The sequence below is a fragment of the Streptomyces sp. SID11385 genome, from assembly GCF_010548245.1.
Lineage (GTDB): Bacteria > Actinomycetota > Actinomycetes > Streptomycetales > Streptomycetaceae > Streptomyces.
The window spans coordinates 1-19546 of record NZ_JAAGLR010000039.1; the positions used below are offsets into that span (position 1 = coordinate 1).

A 19546-nucleotide genomic window follows, 5' to 3' on the forward strand; every position below is an offset into this window, starting at 1 on the left:
TCGTGGTCAGCCCGCCGCGGGACCGGCCGATCGCCTCACCGGGCCGGACCTGCCCCTTTTTCGGGCCCCGGCCGCGTGCTGATGCGCCCGCACCGTCGTCGAGTCCACGCAGACCAGCGTCCAGTCGACCTCACCCACCGCGTCCGAGTGCTGCTGGACATGAGCCAGCAGACGCTCCCAGGTGCCGTCGGCCGACCAGTGACGGAAACGCTCGTAGACCGTCTTCCACGGCCCGTACCGCTCGGGCAGGTCACGCCAGGCAGCCCCCGTGGACAGCTTCCACAAGATCCCGTTCACCACCTGACGCCTGTCCCGCACCGGCCGCCCCATCCGGCCCGGCACCAACAACGGAGCGATCAACGCCCACGCCTCATCCGTCAATTCATGCCGTCGCACCACGAACAGAACAACGACCCACCGACTTTACGGACACGCCCTAGGGGTCGCGCATGCCGCGCCGGCGGCAGTCGCGCAGCAGGTCGGCCCACGACTCGGTGGACTCGCGCAGGCCTTCGGCCAGGGCGATCAGCTCCTTCGTGCCGTCCAGCCGGACCCCGAGCAGGACCAGGACGCACGAGTGGGCCTGCCCCGGCCGGACCTTCGGGTGCACACCGTCAGCCCACACGTAGACGAAGTCGCGATCCGACAGGTCCCGACTCTGGAAGGCAGCGTGGTCCTCGCTCCACTGCCTGGTCAGCCGTGTCACGGTCGCGGCCGACAGGCCGGCAGTGCCCCCGAGGAACTGTTCCAGCGCCGGGACGAAGTCGCCGGACGACAAGCCGTGCAAGTAGAGCAGCGGCAGTACTTCGGAGATCTTCGGGGACTTGCGGCACCACGGTGGCAGGATCTTGGAGGAGAACCGCTTGCGCTCGCCATTCTCATCGTCGACGCGGCGGTCGTTCACCCGCGGGGCCTTGACCTCGACCGGCCCGGCCGCAGTGACCACCGTCCGGGGCCGGTGGTGGCCGTTGCGGACCACCAGGCGCGGCCCATGCTCGTCGGTCTCGGCCGCCAACTCGGCTATGTACTGATTGACTTCCGCCTCCAAGGCGGCGGCCAGCATCCGGCGGGCGTCTTCGCGGACGATCTCATCGATCAGGGAACCGGACTGGGCGGAGCCGTCGGAGGTGACTACGCTGAGCACGGGCGTACCTTCCCGACCCGCGCTGCAACGCGGGCCTACTCGGTGACCATCAAAGGATCATTCGGGAAGGTACGCCCTCTGCGTCCCTCGCGGAACCGATCCACAAGTCCTGAGCATTGCTCCATGAGGGAAGCCCACGGTGCCATTCCCCCTCAAAGAGGCATGGCAGCGGGAGTACGACTACTACGACCACGACCAGCACTCGCCCTTACTCCATGGCATCTATCAGCACGGATCGATCCTCCTGCGCGGCGACCGCGACTGTGAATTCTGAATCCTCATCGTGACTGGGCCTCAACGTGGCCGAGTCTGGTGGTGGCTGGGCGATGGATGCGCGGCCCCTACGCCGACGCGGGCGAGGTAGCAGAACCGGAAGCCGACTTCGTGTCCTGGCCGCAGGAGCGGCAGGCTGATCGAGGGTGGTGGTCTCGGAGCCCCGAAGACCTGGGCTGATCAGGCGCCGGGTTCCTCCTGGCCGGCGGAGACCGCTTGCCGGTGGGAGAGGGTAATACGGCGACGGGCCGGGTCGATGGCCAGGACCTTGACGGGGAGTGCGTCGCCGACCTGGACGGACAACTGCTGATGGTCCGAGCGTCCCTCGGCCAGTTCGGAGTTGTGCACCAGCCCCTCGAAGCCGTTCTCCTCCTGCTCGATGCGTACGAACACGCCGAACGGTACGAGCTTGGTGATGCGGCCGACGATGGTCTGGCCGATCAGTTCGACCAGCAGGGGCATCGGGTCTTCGTGCAGGGCCTTGAGCGACAGTGACACCCGTTCGCGGATCACGTCGACGTCGAGGATTTCGGCGCTGATCTCCTGGCCAACGGCAACGACGTCGGAGGGATGGTTGAAGGGACGCCATGACAACTCGGGGATATTGATCATCGCTTCGAAGCCGCCGATGTCCACGAAAGTGACCCAGAAATCGGCGATTCGGGTCACCCGGCCGGTGACGATCTCACCTCGGTGAAGAGTCTTGAGGAAGGCCCACTGCTGCGTGCTCGGCGTGGGGTCGATCTCCCAGCGGGCCCGTACCACTCCGTCGCTGTCGGGCAGGACAGCTGCGAGCAGCGGGACGCGGTCGTCGGCGTGCATGGACAGGATCATCGCGGCGGAAGCGCAGGAGAGACGGGTGGCCAGCTCCGCGAACTCGTCTTCGTCGGCGGTGGCGCTGTGCATCTGCCCGTCTCTGCCCTGCCAGACGCACTCGACGTGGCCCTCGGCGGGGAGCGAGGCGAGGACCGCGTCGATGTCGGAGGACAGGTCCGGCCAGATTGCCAGTCGGGCTCGGGGAGCGAGCCCGGCGCGGATCGTGTCGATGTTGTCGGGGGTGAGGCGGTGCCATCGCGCGAGGTTGTAGGCGGACTGCTCTTCCAGAACCCTGGCGTTGGTCCCTGCCATCGACCAGCGCAACTGGGCCCAGAATTCGTCGTCGGCCGGGCGCTGGGGGCCTTCGTCCTCGGCTTCGAAGTCGTACGGGGAGGCGTCGATCCGCTCCGGGAACAAACCGAGTGCGCGGGTCCGGGCCACTGCGGCTTCGCAGGGCCGGCTGCTGCCGATGTACATGTACTGGTCCCAGCCCACGTGCACCGTGAAGGTGTCCTCCACCTCCAGCCGGCACCAGGCGCCACCGCCGCGCAGCATGACCCGTACAAGATCCATCGCGGTACCGACTGACACATCCGCACCATCGTGGAATCCATCCAGCCCGGTCGGGAAGAGACCGTCCAGCCCGAAGCCGTCCATCGGTGGCTCCAGGCCGAAGTTCACGAATGGCACCGGGAGGTGCGGCTCGCGCACCGTCAGGCGTTCGATGCCCGTGTCAGCGGCGAACGCCTCGATCGCTTGAAGGTAGGCGCCCTCGACCTGGCCGTGGTCGCTGACCGTGTCCTCGGCGCCGGTGTAGTGGCCGTGTCCATCACGGTCGGAGGGGTCGTACTTGGTGACGCGATAGACGTAGGGCAGCACGCCCCCATCTTCCAGCGTGGTCCGGACGCGGCAACGCGCAGTGCCGTTACGCATCGAGGGGGCAAGCACTCAGTCCGCGAACTCCGAGCCGATGTTGTTCCACATGAAGTCGCTTCTCCAGTCCGTCCTGCCCGCGGCCCAGCCGAGCAAGGCGGTCAGGACCTTCTCCTGGGAGACGGTCCGCGTCTGACAGTGCTCGGCCGCTACGCCGTCCCGGAACTCGAGCTGGTACGTGTTGTCGTCGCGCAGCAGTACCTGGATGTACCAGCTGTCCTCCTCCACGCTCTCCAGGATCAGATGCGCGTTCCCTCGCTGGAGCTGCCCAGCATCCTGCCTATCGCGGGCTTCGAGGGCGCCTTAGTTCCCCGCCCAGCCGCATCGGTTGCCATGATCATGGCGTGATCCTCCACTATGGATCTGACACCGCCCCGCTGAGCAGACAGAACATGTCCTGGGACCATTGCCTCGTGACCACATGGATGCGCTGCTACTGGGACGAGGAAGACACCTGGTTCTACTTCGAGGTCGATGCAGCAGGCTGGGTGATCCGGCAGATCGAGCTCGAAGGGCCTGGATCGACCCCGATCGCGGCTGCCTCCCTCGAGGAATGGCAGCGAGCCCGTGACGCAGGCCACCTTGACGAGTACGACAGCAGATTCGGGATCACTGCCGAACTGCCCATCTCTGAGTGGGAAGGCCACGAGCCGCTGCCGCTCACCTCCGAGGAATTCGAAGAGGTCTGGAAGAAGGCGCGTCAGCACATCGTCGGCCGTCCGTCACGAGCGCCAGGGCGGTCGTGAGGAAATGCCGCTCATCCTGGAACGAGAGCCCCCGGCCACCGGTGAGATCACCCGGGAAACAGCTGGTCAGCGCGACGCGCCATGACGCGTGCCGCGAGAATCTGCAACAGCCCCTCACGCTGCGGACTTGACCCCGACCCCCGCGTACACCCCGGCCGCTGCGGAGCCTTGCCCCGATGTCCCGCCGGCCCCGCTCGTCCGGCCGGCCCCGCCCGTCCCGCCGGCCTCGCCCGCCCCGTCCCAGGAACCCGCCGCCACCACCCCCGGTGCCGGCACCTCCATCCCGTCGAAGAAGCGCAGCCTCCTCCCGCGTTCGCGAGACCAGCGGGATGCCGCTGTCGTCGTACACGGAGTGGATCGCCACCCCTGTCGGTGCCGGGAGCAGTTCGCGCGTGCCGTGGCTGAGGAGGAGGTGGCTCCCGGGCGGCAGCGCGTCCACGTACCGCCGTACGAGGGCGTGCGGCTCCGCGGAGTCCGGGACGAAGTGCAGCAGCGCGATGAGCGAGAGGGCGACGGGACGGCCGAAGTCGAGTGCGGAGCGGGCGGCCGCGAGGACCGGCCCGGGGTCGAGGGCGTCCGCTTCGAGGTAGCCGACGCTCCTCTCGGCCGTCCCGCTCAGCCGCGCCCGCGCGTGCGCGAGGACGACGGGGTCGTTGTCCACGTACAGGACCGCCGCCTCCGGCCACACCTCCTGCGCCACCTGGTGCAGGTTCGGCTCGGTCGGGATGCCGGTGCCGAGGTCGAGGAACTGCCGTACGCCGCGCCGCGCGACCCACCGCACCGCGCGCCGCATGAAGTCACGGCTGGCGAGGCACGAGTCCCGCGCGGCGGCGGGCATCCGCGCCGCGAACGCCGCGTCGACGGGGTAGTGGTCCTTGCCGCCCAGCAGGCAGTCGTAGACCCGCGCCGGATGCGGGCGGCCCGCGTCCGTCCCGGGAGCCCCGCTCACCGTGCGCACTACCTCGTCCACGCGACCGTACCCCCAACACGTGTACGACGAAGCGGACTTCGCACCCTGCTCCGCCGGCCTCCGGAAACGTCCCACCCCGCCCGCCCCGCAATCCGCTGGCACCCGCCCCGCCGCCCGCGTCATGCTTCCTCCATGGACTCCGCACACGACTTCGCCGCCCTCGTCCGCGACGGCGCCACCTCGCCCGTCGAAGGCTGGGACTTCTCGTGGTTCGAGGGGCGGGCCACGGAGGAACGGCCCCCGTGGGGATACGCGCGGCTGCTCGGGGAACGGCTGGGGCGGGCGCGGGCGAGCCTCGACATCGACACGGGCGGGGGAGAGGTGCTGGCGAGTGCGCCCGCCGTACCGCCGTGCGCCGCCGCCACCGAGTCCTGGCCACCGAACGCCGCGCGGGCCGCGGCCATCCTCGCCCCGCGCGGCATCGTCGTCGTGGCGACGCGCGAAGGCGAGCCGCTGCCCTTCCCGGACGGCGTCTTCGATCTGGTGAGCGCGCGGCACCCGGTCCGTACGGACTGGGCCGAGGTCGCGCGCGTCCTCGCCCCCGGCGGCACGTACCTCTCGCAGGAGGTCGGCCCGTGGAGCGGCGCCGAGGTCAGCGAGTGGTTCCTCGGGCCGCAGCCGGAGGAGACGTGGACGGCGCGCGACCCCGGGAAGGCGCGTGCGGCCGCCGAGGCGGCGGGCCTGGAGGTCGTGGACCTGCGCGCGGTACGGCTGCGGATGGAGTTCCTCGACATCGGCGCGGTCGTCCACTACCTGCGCAAGGTCGTGTGGATGGTCCCCGGCTTCACCGTCGAGCGCTACGAGGACCGCCTGCGCGCGCTCCACGAGCTGATCGCGACCGAGGGCCGCTTCCTCGCCCACAGCTCCCGCTTCCTCATCGAGGCCCGCAAACCGGCCTGAGCCCCGTGCCGCGGCGGACGGCTGGGCACGCTCCTCGCCGAGGCGGTAGATGCCCGGCCGGAAGGGCGCGAGAAGGACGCGCCGGTGGTACGGGTGCGTGCGGGCGGCGCGGGGGAGCGTGGGCGGTACGGGCAGGCCCTCCAGGCGGAGGTGGCCGATCGTGTCGTGCGGGCCCCGGTCGAAGAAGACCGGTGGCCCGGCGGGGTCGGCACCGGCATACGTGGCGGCGTCCCGCGCGGCCATCAGCTCCGCGGAGCGCGCCCGGTCGGCCCACGGCCCCGCGCCACGCGCGAAGCGGCCCGGCGTCCCCCACGAACGCCTGATTCCGCATCGTTATCGTGCGGGTCTCGTGCAGACGTCATCGATCCCCTAAGTTCAGACCAACGGAAATCGCGTGCGCAAACACGTGGGCTCCGGTACCGCGCGGTGGAGGGGGCCGCGCGGTACCTTCCGTGTTCGCGAAGGCACAGCCGCGGGGTCCGGGACGGGGCTCAGCCGGGGGCGTCCTCGCTGGTCCCGGTGTCCCGGCCGGTCACGGTGTCCTCGATGGTGACGCGGGTTCCGGGGGACAGGCCCCAGCCGGCCATCGCGCCCGCCTCCGCCTCCAGCACGTGCCGCGCCCACGGGCGGGGCAGGCCCAGGCGGCCGGGGCGCATCGTCCGGACGGACCGTACGCGCCACTCGCGGTCGAGGAACGCCACGTCGATCGCGAAGCGCATCCCGAGCGTGTGCACCGCGCTCGCCGGGCTCAGCAGCAGCGCCCCCCGTACCGCGTCCCGCCCGAGCAGCCCGCGCCCCCGTTCCCGGGCCGTCCGCGCGACCTCCAGGGGCACCACCGAGCCCCGCGAGCCGTCCGGGGCGAGGACCCGCAGCACGGGTTCCGGCGCGAGGGGCTCGCCCTGGTGGCCGCCGGACGCGGACTCCGTACTCGTCATACCGGCGACCGTAGTGCCCCCGCGAGGTCCGCGTACCGTCCTCTCGTCAAACCGGACGCATCGGCTTCGCCCGTGTGGGTGGGATACGCCCCGAAGTGCCGTACGGCGGTCCCGCGCCGCCCCGCCTCGGAGGGAAAGCGGCGGAAAAGGGCATCAAGGGGTCGCGAAGTGAGCGAATCGATCGGCGCCACGTTGCCGGGCGAACCCGGAGAGTAGTGGTTCGGTGGGAATGTCGCCGTCTTCCCTCACGAAGGGTTATGGTGGAGCTCCCCCCCTCGGGCCGGTCCGTAACCCCCCCCACGGACCGGCCCGTTTTCTTTGCCCGGAACCGGCGGGTGTCCCGGACGCCACAGCCCTCGCACACGCCGCAGCCCCCGGAGACACGCCGCCGCCCGCCGGACACGCCGAAGGCCGGTGGGGCCCCGCAAGTCCTCACGGACCCGGGCGGCACGGCACCCCACCGGCCTCGTCGCGGCGCTCCGCCGCTTCGGCCCACCGGGCGATCGAGCGGCCGGCGGCCGTGGGCATCAGCCCCGGCTCGGCTCCGCCGCGCCCCTCACCACTCCACCGTCAGCGCGTCGATCCGCTCCAGCTCCTGCCCCGTGAGCGCGGGCGCCGACACGGCCGCCACGTTCTCGTCGAGCTGCCGGGTCGAGGAGGCGCCGATGAGCGCGGAGGTCATCCGGGGATCGCGGAGCACCCAGCTCAGCGCGAGCTGCGCGAGCGTCTGGCCCCGACCCGAGGCGATCTCGTTCAGCTCGTTGAGCTTCTTGATCCGCCCCTCGGTGAGCGTCGTCGGGTCCAGGGACTTGCCCTGCGTGGCCCGCGAGCCCTCCGGGATGCCGCCCAGGTACTTGCCCGTGAGCACGCCCTGCGCCAGCGGTACGAACGAGATGCAGCCCATGCCCGCCGTCTCCAGCGTGTCGAGCAGGCTGTCCCGCTCCGTCCAGCGCTCGATCATCGAGTACGAGGGCTGGTGGATGAGCGCCGGCACCCCCATCTCGCGCAGGATGCGGGCCGCCTCGGCGGTCTGCTCCGAGGAGTACGAGGACACGCCCACGTACAGCGCCTTGCCCTGCTGGACGGCGGTCGCGAGCGCGCCCATCGTCTCTTCGAGCGGCGTGTCGGGGTCGAAGCGGTGCGAGTAGAAGATGTCGACGTAGTCGGTGCCCATCCGGCGCAGCGAGGCGTCGAGCGAGTTCAGCAGGTACTTGCGCGAGCCCCACTCGCCGTAGGGCCCCGGGGTCATCAGGTAGCCCGCCTTGGTCGAGAGGACCAGCTCGTCGCGGTAGGGGGCGAAGTCCTGCGCGAGGAGCTTGCCGAAGTTCAGCTCCGCCGAGCCCGCCGGGGGGCCGTAGTTGTTCGCGAGGTCGAAGTGCGTGATGCCGAGGTCGAAGGCGTGCCGCAGGATCTCGCGCTGCGGGTCCAGCGTGCGGTCGTCGCCGAAGTTGTGCCACAGACCGAGCGAGACGGCGGGAAGGAGCAGGCCGCTGCGGCCGGTCCGCCGGTACTCCATGGTGTCGTAACGGCCGTCCGCCGCCTGGAAGAAAGCGTTGTCTGACATGCGCGAAGGGTACGTGAGGGCCGTGTGACCCGGCGTCGGGGGCCGCCCGCGAACGGCGGTAGGGTGGCGCCTTCCGGAGTGCATTGCCTGCCGCACGGAGGGGCTGACAGACGTGAACATGCGCGACCTCGTGTACCGACTCTACGCACGGCGGGTGCGAGGGCGCCTCGACCACGCGCAGGTCCCCAAGCACATCGGCCTCATCCTCGACGGCAACCGCCGCTGGGCGCGCGCCTCGGGCGGCACCACCGCGCAGGGCCACCGGGCGGGCGCCGAGAAGATCGAGGAGTTCCTCGGCTGGTGCGCCGAGACGGACGTCGAGGTCGTGACGCTGTGGATGCTCTCCACGGACAACTTCGACCGCCCCGAGTCCGAACTCGTCCCCCTCCTCGGCATCATCGAGGACTCGGTACGGGCCCTCGCCGCCGACGGCCGCTGGCGCGTCCACCACGTGGGCGCCCTCGACATCCTGCCCGACAACACCCGTACCACCCTCAAGGAGGCCGAGGCCGCGACCTCGGACAACACGGGGATACTGGTCAATGTCGCGGTCGGCTACGGTGGCCGCCAGGAGATCGCCGACGCCGTCCGCTCCCTCCTCCACGACGCCGCCCGCAAGGGCACGAGCTTCGAGGAACTCGCCGAGGCCGTCGACATCGACCTCATCTCCGAGCACCTCTACACGCGCGGCCAGCCCGACCCCGACCTCGTCATCCGCACGAGCGGCGAGCAGCGCCTCTCCGGCTTCATGCTCTGGCAGAGCGCCCACTCGGAGTACTACTTCTGCGAGGTCTTCTGGCCGGCCTTCCGCAAGGTCGACTTCCTGCGCGCGATGCGCGACTACGCGGCCCGCCACCGCCGCTACGGAGGCTGAGCGGGCGGACCGCGAGCCCCGCCACGAGGGGCCGCGCGCCGTACCACGCGGCCTCGCGTGTCCGCTCGTGGACCCCGCCGGGTCCGCTCACGCCGCCCCCCACCGCGCGCCCCGGGCGCACCCCGCCGCTCCCCTGCTTCACCCCGCGTTCCCCCACGTGTCGTCAGACGCTCGCGCATGACCGGCTTCCGGTCCGGGAATAGCTCACCCAGGCCGGTATCCGACCTACGGACACCGGTTCTCAGCGGGTGGCAGGGTGCCGCCCGCCCGGGAGGGCCCGTGCGCCAGGACGACCGAGCGGTACGTCTTCACCTCCCCGGCCCACACGGCCGGACCACCGGTTCGCGCGGCCGGCCCACCGGCCCGCGCGGCCGGACGCCCGTCCCCCTCGCGCCCGTCACGGCCACTCCCGGTCCCCATTCCCCGGCCGCCCCTCCTCCCCGGACCCCGCACGCCCGCGTGCGCGGTGCGGGGGCGCGCGGGGCGGCCGTTCCCCGTCCTCGTCCGAGGGGGTATGTCTCTCCGTGGTGACCAGCACGCAGCGCCGCAAGCCCGACCGGCGCACCTACGTCATCGACACCAGCGTCCTGCTGGCCGACCCCAACGCCGTGCACCGCTTCGACGAGCACGAGGTCGTGCTCCCCGTCGTCGTGGTCACAGAACTGGAGGCCAAGCGCAACCACCCGGAACTCGGCTACTTCGCCCGCGAGGCCCTGCGCCTCCTGGACGACTACCGGGTGCGCTACGGACGGCTCGACGAGCCGCTCCCGGTCGGCGAGATCGGCGGCACGCTCCGCGTCGAGCTGAATCACTCGGACCCCTCGGTACTCCCTTCGGGGTACCGCCTCGGCGACAACGACTCGCGCATCCTCGCCGTCGCCCGCAACCTCCAGGCCGAGGGGTACGACGTCACCGTCGTCTCCAAGGACCTGCCGCTGCGCATCAAGGCGTCCTCGGTCGGCCTGCTCGCCGAGGAGTACCGCGCGGAACTCGCCATCACCGACTCCGGCTGGACGGGGATGGCGGAGCTGAGCCTGACCGGGGAGCAGGTGGACCGGCTCTTCGAGGAGGAGCAGGTCAGCGTCCCCGAGGCCGCCGAACTGCCCGTGCACACGGGGCTCACCATCCAGTCCGAGCGCGGCAGGGCGCTCGGCCGCGTGACCCCCGCGGGCGACATCCGTCTCGTACGGGGCGACCGCGAGGTGTTCGGGCTCAAGGGCCGCAGCGCCGAGCAGCGCGTCGCGCTCGACCTGCTCCTCGATCCCGACGTGGGCATCATCTCGATGGGCGGCCGGGCCGGCACCGGCAAGTCGGCGCTCGCGCTGTGCGCGGGCCTCGAAGCGGTCCTGGAACGCCGTCAGCACAAGAAGGTCATGGTCTTCCGGCCGCTGTACGCCGTCGGCGGCCAGGAACTCGGCTACCTGCCCGGCAGCGAGTCCGAGAAGATGAACCCGTGGGCGCAGGCGGTCTTCGACACCCTTTCGGCCGTCACCAGCCGGCAGGTCATCGAGGAAGTCGTCTCGCGCGGGATGCTGGAGGTCCTGCCGCTCACGCACATCCGCGGCCGCTCGCTGCACGACGCGTTCGTCATCGTCGACGAGGCCCAGTCGCTCGAACGCAACGTCCTGCTCACCGTGCTCTCCCGGATCGGCGCCAACTCGCGGGTCGTGCTCACCCACGACGTCGCGCAGCGCGACAACCTCCGGGTGGGGCGGTACGACGGGGTCGTGGCCGTCGTGGAGAAGCTGAAGGGGCATCCACTCTTCGCACACGTGACCCTCACCCGTTCGGAGCGTAGCCAGATCGCCGCGCTCGTGACCGAGCTCCTGGAGGACCGCGAGCTGTGAGACGTACGGGTCGACACCCGCCCTGAACAGGGAAGTTGACCCGTACCCCCGCGAGGACCCGAGACGCCGCCCGGCAGAAGGCCAAGGAGCCTAGCCGGGCGGCGTCGTGCTGCGCTGCCTTATCCATCAGAAACACCACCCAAACGGCGTGTGACCTATCCCACGCAACGGAGAATTGCCTTGCGGCGTCCAGTTCCGGCAGAGTTCTCAGCCGTCAGGCCCCGCACACAGCTTGTGTCTCCACGGCCTCGGCACCGCACCCGTGTCACGGATGCGGCACCGGGCCCCGCAACTCCATAGAGAAGCTGTGTGCCACCCGTGTTCCACGGGGCGTCCCGCTGTGAAGAAGCAGCCCCCGCGCCCCTCGGGTCCGTGCTTCCCGTGACCACGAGCAAGGGGAAGCCAGTGTCAGGGGCACGATCGCGCCCGCGAGGTCACCTAAGCGGGCGACGCTGGAAGGAAACCGTGTGAGCCGGATCTCGGTCCGGGGATTCGCGGTGGCTTCGGCCACCGCGGTCACCACCGTCGGAGCCGTGGTGGGCGTTGCCTCGGGCAGCACCCCCCAGCAGACCTCGAACGACTTCGAGGCGACCGCGGCGGAAGACGCCACCCTCCTCGCGGACATCCCGGCGGGCCAGCAGGCCCGCGTACAGACCGCGACACTGACCCAGCAGGCCGACGCCCAGGCGGACGCCGCGCAGGCGGTGGCCCGCAAGTCCGCGGAGGAAGCGGCCCGCAAGAGCGCGGCCCAGGCCGCGACCGCCAAGAAGGAAGCGGCGGTCAAGAAGGCCGACGCGGCGAAGAGGAAGGCCGACGAGCTCGCCAAGCAGCGCGCTCAGGAGGCCAAGGAGAAGGAGCAGGCCGCCAGCCGCTCCGCGACCCGCGACGCCTCCTCCTTCACGGTCCAGAGCTCCTACTCGGTCGCCGACGTCCAGGCGATGGCACGCCAGATCGTGCCCGCGGACCAGTTCCAGTGCTTCAGCAACATCGTGAACCACGAGTCGGGCTGGAACTACCGCGCCACCAACGCGGGCAGCGGCGCCTACGGCCTCGTCCAGGCGCTCCCCGGCTCCAAGATGGCCTCGGCGGGCGCCGACTGGCAGACCAACCCGGCGACCCAGATCAAGTGGGGCCTCAACTACATGGACGGCCGCTACGGCAGCCCGTGCGGTGCCTGGTCCTTCTGGCAGGCCAACAGCTGGTACTAGACGGCCCGCCGTTCCTCGCACGTACCCCGGAACCCCTCGCCCATCCCGGCGGGGGGTTCCGCCGTGTACGGTCTTTCCCCAGGGCCTCGGGGGTGGTCCAGGACTGACGGGGAACAGGGACGTACATGCCGAAGAAGCCTGAGTGGTTCGGGCGCGCGAGCGCGCGGATCACGCACCTGGGGCAGAGACTCGACGAGCGGCGCGCCGCCGCGGACGAGCCGGACGAGCCGCGCCCGCCCGAAGCCGTGCGCGTGCCCGCGAGCGAGCCCCCGCCGCCGACCTACCGCCCGCTGCCGCGCCCGCGCCCCGAGCCGGCCTCCGCCGTGCCCTGGGGCGTACGTGTCGCCGCCGAGGCGGGCTGGCGGCTCCTCGTGCTCGCCGCGACCGTGTGGGTGCTGATGAAGGTCATCAGCGCCGTCCGGCTCGTGGTGCTCGCCTTCGTGGTCGCCCTGCTGATCAGCGCGCTCCTCCAGCCCCTCGTGGCCCGGCTCACCCGCCACGGCGTCCCGCGCGGCCTCGCGACCGCGCTCACCACCCTCTTCGGCTTCATCATCATGGGCCTCATGGGCTGGTTCGTGGTCTGGCAGATCATGGACAACGTCGACCAGCTCTCCAGCCAGGTGCAGGACGGCATCGAGGATCTGCGCCGCTGGCTGCTCGACAGCCCCTTCCACGTGACCGAGAAGCAGATCAACGACATCGCGAAGAACCTGCGCGAGGCGATCGGCACCAACACCGATCAGCTCACCTCGGCGGGCATCGAGGGCGTCACCATCATCGTCGAGATGTTCACGGGGCTGCTCCTCGCCTTCTTCTCCACGATCTTCCTGCTCTACGACGGCGAGCGGATCTGGGGCTGGTTCCTCAAGCTCGTCCCCGCCGCGGCGCGCGAGGGCGTCGCGGGCGCGGGCCCGCGGGCCTGGAACACCCTGACCTCGTACGTGCGCGGGACGGTGGTGGTCGCGCTCATCGACGCGGTCTTCATCGGCATCGGCATCTACATCCTCGACGTGCCGATGGCGGTCCCGCTCGCCGTGATCATCTTCCTGGCCGCCTTCGTGCCGCTCGTCGGGGCCGTCGTCTCGGGGGCGCTCGCCGTGCTCGTGGCGCTCGTGACGCAGGGGGTGTGGGCGGCGATCATCGTGCTCGGTGTCGTCCTGCTCGTGCAGCAGATCGAGGGGCACGTCCTCCAGCCCTTCATCCTCGGGCGGGCGGTGCGGGTCCACCCGCTCGCCGTCGTGCTGAGCGTCGCGGCCGGCGGGATGGTGGCCGGGATAGGGGGAGCGGTCGTCGCCGTGCCGCTCGTGGCCGTCCTCAACACGGTCGTCGGCTATCTGCGGCGCTACTCGGCGCGCGTGGACCCGCCGTTGCAGAGCGGGCCGCCGGACATCGAGAAGGTCAAGGACCCGGGGCCGGGGCCGGGGGCGGTCCCCGAGCCGGAACCGGCGCCGCGCCCGGCGGAGTGAGCGCGGACACGTGAGAGGGCCCCGTGGACATCCACGGGGCCCTCTCACGTACCGCGTATCGCGCGCTCAGGCGGAGAGGCGCTCCTCGGCGTCGATGGTGACACCGACGGCCTGGAGGACCGACGCGACCTTGACGGCCTCCTGGATCGTCTCACGCTCGACGCCGGCCTTGCGGAGCACCTGCTCGTGCGAGTCGAGGCACTGGCCGCAGCCGTTGATGGCGGAGACCGCGAGGCACCACAGCTCGAAGTCGGTCTTCTCCACGCCCGGGTTGCCGATGACGTTCATCCGCAGACCGGCCCGCAGGTTCCCGTACTCGGGGTCCGACAGGAGGTGGCGGGTGCGATAGAAGACGTTGTTCATCGCCATGATCGCGGCGGCCGACTTGGCGGCCGTGTACGCCTCGGCGGAGAGGTTCGCCTTCGCCTCGGGCTCCAGCTCGGCGAGCACCTTCGGCGAGCGCGAGGCGATCGCGCAGGCCAGCACGGTGCCCCAGAGCTGCTGCGCGGGCAGCGGCGAATTGCCGATGACCGAGCCCAGGTTGAGGCGGAGGTCCTTGGCGTAGTCCGGTATCGCGGACTTCAGTTCGTCGAGGGCCATGGCTCACTCACCGGCCAGGAGCGCGACCGGGTCGAGGGTCTCGTCGCCCTGGGTCCAGTTGCACGGGCACAGCTCGTCGGTCTGGAGCGCGTCGAGGACCCGCAGGACCTCCTTGGGGTTACGGCCCACGGAACCGGCGGTCACCATGACGAACTGGATCTCGTTGTTGGGGTCGACCACGAAGACGGCGCGCTGCGCGAAGCCGTCCTCGCCCTCGATGCCGAGGTCGCGCATGAGCTCGTGCTTCGAGTCGGCCATCATCGGGAAGGGGAGGTCGGTCAGGTCCGGGTGGTCCTTGCGCCAGGCGTGGTGCACGAACTCCGAGTCGCCGGAGAAGCCGAGGATCTGCGCGTCGCGGTCCGCGAACTCGCCGTTCAGCTTGCCGAAGGCGGCGATCTCGGTCGGGCACACGAAGGTGAAGTCCTTCGGCCACGCGAAGACGACGCGCCACTTGCCCTCGTAGGACTTGTGGTTGATCTGCTCGAACTCCTTGCCCTTTTCGAGCGAGACACAAGCAGTGAGGTCGTACGCGGGGAACTGGTCACCGACAGTGAGCACAAAAGCCTCCGATGGTGCGGGGTTGGACAGGGCACAGCGTGCCACACAGCCGATCTAGCAGGGAAATCGATCAGTCGGTTCGTGTCGATAGGTACGTCCGATCAATAGTCGATCAATAACGGTCTGTCTCCGAACAGGATCGGAGCGTTCCGGTAGCACGGTGCGTGCGCGGACTCGAACGGGGGTTCTGTAACCTCAGGGGTCCCGCGCCCGACTCCTCGGGCGAAGGCGGGAGTTGACAGTGCGGTGCGAGGGGGAGACCGGGTGACGGGCGGGCACAGGCAGCAGGCGCGACGGGGAGCGACCACGCCGGGGAAGGGCAGGCGCGTGCTGCGCTGGACGGCCGTCACGGTGACCGTGCTCGTGCTCGGCAGCGGCGCCGTCGGATTCGCGTACTACGAGCACCTCAACGGCAACATCAAGAAGGACGAGCTGAACCTCGGGAAGCACGGCGTCGCGAAGGCCGCGCCCAACGCGGACGGCCAGACGCCGCTGAACATCCTGCTGCTCGGCTCCGACAGCCGCAACGACGCCGAGAACCTCAAGCTCGGCGGAGCGAAGAGCGAGGTCGGCCGGGCCGCGCTCGCCGACGTGCAGATGCTCCTGCACGTCTCGGCGGACCGCAAGAACATGTCCGTCGTGAGCCTGCCCAGGGACACCATGATCCCGATCCCGGAGTGCACCGACCCGAAGACGAAGAAGACGTACCCGGCGGCGGACATGGAGATGGCCAACGCCTCGCTCTCGCACGGCGGCCCGGGCTGCTCCGTCGCGACGTGGGAGGCGCTGACCCGCACCCACATCGACCACTTCATGATGGTCGACTTCGCCGGGGTCGTCTCGATGGCCGACGCGGTCGGCGGCGTCCCCGTCTGCGTCAAGCAGAACGTGTACTCGCGCACCCCCGACGGCCACGGCTCCGGGCTGCGGCTGAAGGCCGGCACGACCTCCGTCAAAGGTGAGCAGGCCCTCCAGTGGCTCCGTACCCGCTACGGCTTCGAGGACGGCACCGACCTCGGCCGCACCCACGCCCAGCACATGTACATGACGTCGATGGTCCGCGAACTCCGCGAGAACGCGACACTCACCAACCCCGGCAAGATGCGCTCGCTCGCCGAGACCGCGACGAAGGCCCTCACGGTCGACGACCGGCTCGACACCGTGAAGAAGCTCTACGACCTCTCGAACGAACTGCGGAAGGTCCCCAGCAAGCACATCACCATGACGACCCTGCCGACCGCGCAGTGGTCCGAGGACCACAACCGCCTCGTCCCCAAGCCGGGCGACGCCGAGGCGCTGCTCTCCCTCGTCCGCAAGGACCAGGCCCTCGACGGCAGCGGCACCCCGCCCAAGCCGAAGAAGAAGCCCGCGCCCGCCCACCCGGCCGAATCGCTCGACATCCAGGTCCTCAACGCCACCGGGGCCGGCGCCGAGGCCCCCGTCCCGGGGCGCGCGGGCCAGGTCGTCGAGCGGCTCAAGGCGAAGGGCTACACGGGCGCCGAGATCAACGCCCAGCTCACCACCGGCCAGGAGACCGCGGTCCTCTTCCCCGCCTCCGTCCCCAAAACCGACGCCCAGGCCGCCGGACACGCCCTCGGCATACCCGCCGACCTGCTCCGCAAGTCCGCCGACGTCTCCCGCATCACGATCCTCGTCGGCACCGACTGGCGCGAGGACACCGCCTACCCGGCCGAGAAGCAGCCGAAGAAGGCCCCGGAATCGGCCGCGGTGCTCAACGGCGAGGACAAGGGGGCGTGCATGGCGGTGCAGCCGGGGTTCACGTGGTGAGCGCGGCCGCAGCAGGGCGGCCGGGCCGTACGGGGACGCTTTGCCCCCGTCCCGTACGGGGCTGACCCCGCCCGTGCCTGTCTCGTACCTGATGCCGCACGACGAAGAGGCCCCCCAACCGCGTTTCCGCAGTTGAGGGGCCTCTTTCGAGAGGGTGAGTGACGGGACTTGAACCCGCGGCCACCTGGACCACAACCAGGTGCTCTACCAACTGAGCTACACCCACCATGACCGGCGCTTTTCTGACCGGCCGAGAAAAAGTGTACAGGGTTCCAGGGGGTGCTCGCGCACACCTTTTCCCGGGCGGCCCGGAAGCGCCGGAACGGGCCGATCAGGAGAGCTGGTACTTGGCCGCCACGGCCTTCGCGGTGTCGGAGTCCGGTCCCGGCTGCGGGACGAAGACGGCCTCGCGGTAGTAGCGCAGCTCCGCGATCGACTCGCGGATGTCGGCGAGGGCGCGGTGGTTGCCCTTCTTCTCCGGAGCGTTGAAGTAGGCCCGCGGGTACCAGCGGCGGGCCAGCTCCTTGATCGAGGAGACGTCGACGATGCGGTAGTGGAGGAAGCCCTCCAGCTCCGCCATGTCACGCGCGAGGAAGTTGCGGTCGGTGCCGACCGTGTTCCCGCACAGCGGCGCCTTGCGCGGCTCCTTCACGTGCTCCCGTACGTAGGAGAGCACGCGCTCCTCCGCGTCCGCGAGCGTCGTGCCGCCGTCCAGCTCGGCGAGGAGGCCGGAGGAGGTGTGCATGTCGCGCACCACCTCCGGCATCGTCGCGAGCGCCCGCTCGGGCGGGCGGATCACGATGTCCACCCCGTCCCCGAGGATGTTCAGCTCGGAATCGGTGACCAGTGCGGCCACCTCGATGAGCGCGTCGTTCGCCAGCGAGAGACCGGTCATCTCGCAGTCGATCCACACCATGCGATCGTTCATATGTCCCAGCCTACGCGGGACGCTCCCGCTGGCTGGGCAGTACGCCGCGGCCCTGTATCCCGGCGAAGGCCTCGGCACGTTCCTCGCCCTGGCGCCGCACCTGGGCGGGGACCGCGCTCGGCGCGGGCATCCGCTCGACCGCGAGGGCCGCCGCCGGCTGCTCGGCGCGCTCCTGCTGCGGACGCCGGGCACGGTAGGCGGCCCGGTACGCGGCGGGGGACGAGCCGAGCTGGCGGCGGAAGTGCCCGCGCAGCGCGACGGGGGAGCGGAAGCCGCAGCGCCCGGCGACCTCGTCGACCGAGTAGTCCGAGGTCTCCAGGAGCCGCTGCGCCTGGAGCACCCGCTGCGTGATCAGCCACTGGAGCGGGGCCGAGCCCGTCAGCGAGCGGAACCTGCGGTCGAAGGTGCGGCGGCTCATGTACGCGCGCGCGGCGAGCGTCTCCACGTCGAACTGCTCGTGGAGGTGCTCCAGCGCCCAGGCGACGACCTCGGCGAGCGGGTCGGCACCGATCTCCTCGGGTAAAGACCTGTCGAGGTAGCGCTCCTGACCGCCCGTGCGGCGCGGGGGCACGACGAGACGGCGGGCGAGCGCCCCGGCCGCCTCGCTGCCGTGGTCCGAGCGGACGATGTGCAGGCACAGGTCGATCCCGGCCGCCGTACCGGCCGAGGTGAGGACGTCGCCGTCGTCGACGAAGAGTTCGCGCGGGTCCACGTGGACCGAGGGGTAGCGCTTGGCGAGCGTCGGGGCGTACATCCAGTGCGTCGTGGCGGGTCGGCCGTCGAGGAGTCCCGCGGCGGCCAGCACGAAGGCCCCGGTGCACAGGCCGACGATCCGCGCGCCCTCCTCGTGCGCCCTGCGCAGCGCGTCGAGCGCCTCGGCGGGGGGCGGGGCCGTGATGGACCGCCAGGCGGGGACGACGACGGTGCCCGCCCGCGAGACGGCCTCCAGGCCGTGCGGGGCGGTCAGTTCGAGGCCGCCCGTGGTGCGCAGCGGACCGTCCTCGCCGGCGCACACGAGCAGGCGGTAGCGCGGCACCCCGGCGTCCTGCCGGTCGATGCCGAAGACCGAGAGCGGGATCGAACTCTCGAAGATGGGACCGCCGCTGAAGAGCAGCACCGCGACGATCTCGCGTCGTCTGCGGCCCGAGAGCCTGCGGCCCGGCGCCTCCGGTGCGACAGTGACATCCTGGCTCATGGCGCTAAGCCCCCCTCGGTGTTCGACGCACCCCGTCCGGACCATCCCCGCCGGCGCGGGGAAGAGACTCCTCGGTCTCGTCGTTCTCGTCGGGCGTTCCGCTCCTGCACCTTGTCCCCTCGGTCCGGCACGAGTCCCCCGCCGTACGACAGTCATGATCGAATCTACTGTGTCCCGCGGTGCTCGCGTGACCTGTTCGCCACCGGCCACTATGTCGACATGGCAACGTGGCGTAAAGCATTCGATCACGAAGCGTTGCACTTGGCGGCCCGGCTGGGAAGTACGCCTCTCGCCGGTGGCCAATCCCCATAGGGTGCGTGGCGCCCGCGCGAGGCTTTCCACCCTGCTCGGACGGGGCGTTGGCGGGGGTAAGGGGTGCGCGGCCGGTTGACCGATAAGTTGGCTGAAAAGCTACGGGGGGCGCGCACGGGAACACGTCACCCCCTCGGGTAGTGCGCCCCCGGATCGCTTTGCTCCCGCCGCGCTCCCAGCGGCGCACCGGGCGCCGAGGCGTACTCGTGCGTACGAGCCTCGTACCTCGCCAGATGAGCGGACGCACGCTCAACCTGACGCCGCCTCACATGGCGGCGAGCGCACACCACCACGCACGCGCGCGCCGCTCCGGCGCCGCCACCCGGGCGCGCTCCGCGGGCGAGCGGGACCACCGTAAACAGGACGCCGCCGAACACCGCCCGGTGCGTGGGGAGGCCGCGGAGCGCGGGGGTGGGGACGGGTGCTGGGGCCGGCGGGGGCGCGGGTGCGGCGGGTACGGGCGCCGAAGCGCGTGCGGGGGCGGGAGCG

General features: G+C 70.8%; 16 protein-coding genes, 1 tRNA gene and 2 pseudogenes. 7 read left to right on the forward strand and 12 right to left on the reverse strand.

Going from position 1 to position 19546, the window contains the following annotated elements; translation table 11 throughout:
* The 4 genes and pseudogenes from G3I42_RS01495 to G3I42_RS01510 form a co-directional block, all read right to left on the reverse strand.
* Positions 1–399: pseudogene (locus G3I42_RS01495) on the reverse strand (IS5 family transposase); the annotation flags it as partial.
* A 49-nt stretch (positions 400–448) separates the two neighbouring features.
* Positions 449–1144, reverse strand: a pseudogene (locus tag G3I42_RS01500) (transposase); the annotation flags it as partial.
* 453 nt (positions 1145–1597) lie between these two features.
* A complete protein-coding gene (locus G3I42_RS01505; protein ID WP_164282048.1) occupies positions 1598–3112 on the reverse strand; it encodes a S1 RNA-binding domain-containing protein in 1515 nt (504 codons plus the stop codon).
* A 69-nt stretch (positions 3113–3181) separates the two neighbouring features.
* The gene (locus G3I42_RS01510; protein WP_239096195.1) at positions 3182–3394 is read right to left on the reverse strand and encodes a hypothetical protein; all 213 of its coding nucleotides are present in this window, start codon (positions 3392–3394) and stop codon (positions 3182–3184) included.
* Positions 3395–3579: 185 nt separating this feature from the next.
* Between G3I42_RS01510 and G3I42_RS01515 the strand changes: the two genes are divergently transcribed.
* Positions 3580–3912, forward strand: coding sequence for a hypothetical protein (locus G3I42_RS01515; protein ID WP_343244415.1), 333 nt, complete (start codon positions 3580–3582; stop codon positions 3910–3912).
* Here G3I42_RS01515 and G3I42_RS01520 read toward each other — a convergent pair.
* Positions 3827–4882, reverse strand: a complete 1056-nt coding sequence (locus G3I42_RS01520; protein WP_164282049.1) for an SAM-dependent methyltransferase — start codon at positions 4880–4882, stop codon at positions 3827–3829. The two genes, G3I42_RS01515 and G3I42_RS01520, sit on opposite strands and share 86 nt — an antisense overlap.
* Positions 4883–5014: 132 nt before the next feature.
* On the opposite strand from G3I42_RS01520, the gene G3I42_RS01525 reads away from it, so the two are divergent.
* Positions 5015–5782 carry a methyltransferase domain-containing protein gene (locus tag G3I42_RS01525; RefSeq protein ID WP_164282050.1) on the forward strand — a complete coding sequence of 256 codons (768 nt, stop codon included), beginning with the start codon at positions 5015–5017 and terminating at the stop codon, positions 5780–5782.
* 491 nt (positions 5783–6273) lie between these two features.
* Here the strand turns inward: G3I42_RS01525 and G3I42_RS01535 are convergent, their stop codons facing one another.
* Together G3I42_RS01535 and mgrA are read right to left on the reverse strand one after the other, a co-directional pair.
* On the reverse strand, positions 6274–6717 hold the full coding sequence (locus G3I42_RS01535; protein ID WP_164282051.1) for a DUF192 domain-containing protein: 444 nt from the start codon (positions 6715–6717) through the stop codon (positions 6274–6276).
* Between the two features lie 556 nt (positions 6718–7273).
* Positions 7274–8281: an L-glyceraldehyde 3-phosphate reductase gene (mgrA, locus tag G3I42_RS01540; RefSeq protein WP_164282052.1), complete on the reverse strand. Its 1008-nt coding sequence runs from the start codon at positions 8279–8281 to the stop codon at positions 7274–7276.
* Positions 8282–8393: 112 nt separating this feature from the next.
* Here mgrA and G3I42_RS01545 point away from each other — a divergent pair, with 112 nt between their 5' ends.
* The 4 genes from G3I42_RS01545 to G3I42_RS01560 all read left to right on the forward strand — a co-directional run bounded on the left by G3I42_RS01545 (position 8394) and on the right by G3I42_RS01560 (position 13676).
* Positions 8394–9155, forward strand: a complete 762-nt coding sequence (locus G3I42_RS01545) for an isoprenyl transferase (RefSeq protein WP_010264684.1) — start codon at positions 8394–8396, stop codon at positions 9153–9155.
* Positions 9156–9679: 524 nt separating this feature from the next.
* On the forward strand, positions 9680–11002 hold the full coding sequence (locus tag G3I42_RS01550; RefSeq protein WP_164282053.1) for a PhoH family protein: 1323 nt from the start codon (positions 9680–9682) through the stop codon (positions 11000–11002).
* A 467-nt stretch (positions 11003–11469) separates the two neighbouring features.
* Positions 11470–12210: a lytic transglycosylase domain-containing protein gene (locus G3I42_RS01555; protein WP_164282054.1), complete on the forward strand. Its 741-nt coding sequence runs from the start codon at positions 11470–11472 to the stop codon at positions 12208–12210.
* Positions 12211–12335: 125 nt separating this feature from the next.
* Positions 12336–13676, forward strand: coding sequence for an AI-2E family transporter (locus G3I42_RS01560; protein WP_164282055.1), 1341 nt, complete (start codon positions 12336–12338; stop codon positions 13674–13676).
* A gap of 66 nt (positions 13677–13742) precedes the next feature.
* On the opposite strand, the gene G3I42_RS01565 is transcribed toward G3I42_RS01560, so the two are convergent.
* Complete coding sequence (locus tag G3I42_RS01565) at positions 13743–14276, reverse strand: alkyl hydroperoxide reductase (protein ID WP_030996776.1); 534 nt, start codon at positions 14274–14276, stop codon at positions 13743–13745.
* 3 nt (positions 14277–14279) lie between these two features.
* Complete coding sequence (locus G3I42_RS01570; protein ID WP_164282056.1) at positions 14280–14834, reverse strand: peroxiredoxin; 555 nt, start codon at positions 14832–14834, stop codon at positions 14280–14282.
* Between the two features lie 327 nt (positions 14835–15161).
* On the opposite strand from G3I42_RS01570, the gene G3I42_RS01575 reads away from it, so the two are divergent.
* Complete coding sequence (locus G3I42_RS01575) at positions 15162–16622, forward strand: LCP family protein (RefSeq protein WP_343244416.1); 1461 nt, start codon at positions 15162–15164, stop codon at positions 16620–16622.
* A 153-nt stretch (positions 16623–16775) separates the two neighbouring features.
* Here G3I42_RS01575 and G3I42_RS01580 read toward each other — a convergent pair.
* The 3 genes from G3I42_RS01580 to G3I42_RS01590 form a co-directional block, all read right to left on the reverse strand.
* Positions 16776–16848: transfer RNA gene (locus G3I42_RS01580), tRNA-His, on the reverse strand.
* A gap of 105 nt (positions 16849–16953) precedes the next feature.
* Complete coding sequence (gene orn / locus G3I42_RS01585) at positions 16954–17550, reverse strand: oligoribonuclease (RefSeq protein ID WP_164282057.1); 597 nt, start codon at positions 17548–17550, stop codon at positions 16954–16956.
* Between the two features lie 10 nt (positions 17551–17560).
* Positions 17561–18745, reverse strand: a complete 1185-nt coding sequence (locus G3I42_RS01590; RefSeq protein ID WP_164282058.1) for a helix-turn-helix domain-containing protein — start codon at positions 18743–18745, stop codon at positions 17561–17563.
* Positions 18746–19546 lie beyond the last annotated feature (801 nt).

Bases quoted from the DNA above. Each gene is read 5' to 3' on its own strand.
- G3I42_RS01590 (WP_164282058.1), bottom strand. From the start codon at position 18,745: ATGAGCCAGGATGTCACTGTCGCACCGGAGGCGCCGGGCCGCAGGCTC.
- orn (WP_164282057.1), bottom strand. From the start codon at position 17,550: ATGAACGATCGCATGGTGTGGATCGACTGCGAGATGACCGGTCTCTCG.
- G3I42_RS01565 (WP_030996776.1), bottom strand. From the start codon at position 14,276: ATGGCCCTCGACGAACTGAAGTCCGCGATACCGGACTACGCCAAGGAC.
- G3I42_RS01535 (WP_164282051.1), bottom strand. From the start codon at position 6,717: ATGACGAGTACGGAGTCCGCGTCCGGCGGCCACCAGGGCGAGCCCCTC.
- mgrA (WP_164282052.1), bottom strand. From the start codon at position 8,281: ATGTCAGACAACGCTTTCTTCCAGGCGGCGGACGGCCGTTACGACACC.
- G3I42_RS01525 (WP_164282050.1), top strand. From the start codon at position 5,015: ATGGACTCCGCACACGACTTCGCCGCCCTCGTCCGCGACGGCGCCACC.
- G3I42_RS01560 (WP_164282055.1), top strand. From the start codon at position 12,336: ATGCCGAAGAAGCCTGAGTGGTTCGGGCGCGCGAGCGCGCGGATCACG.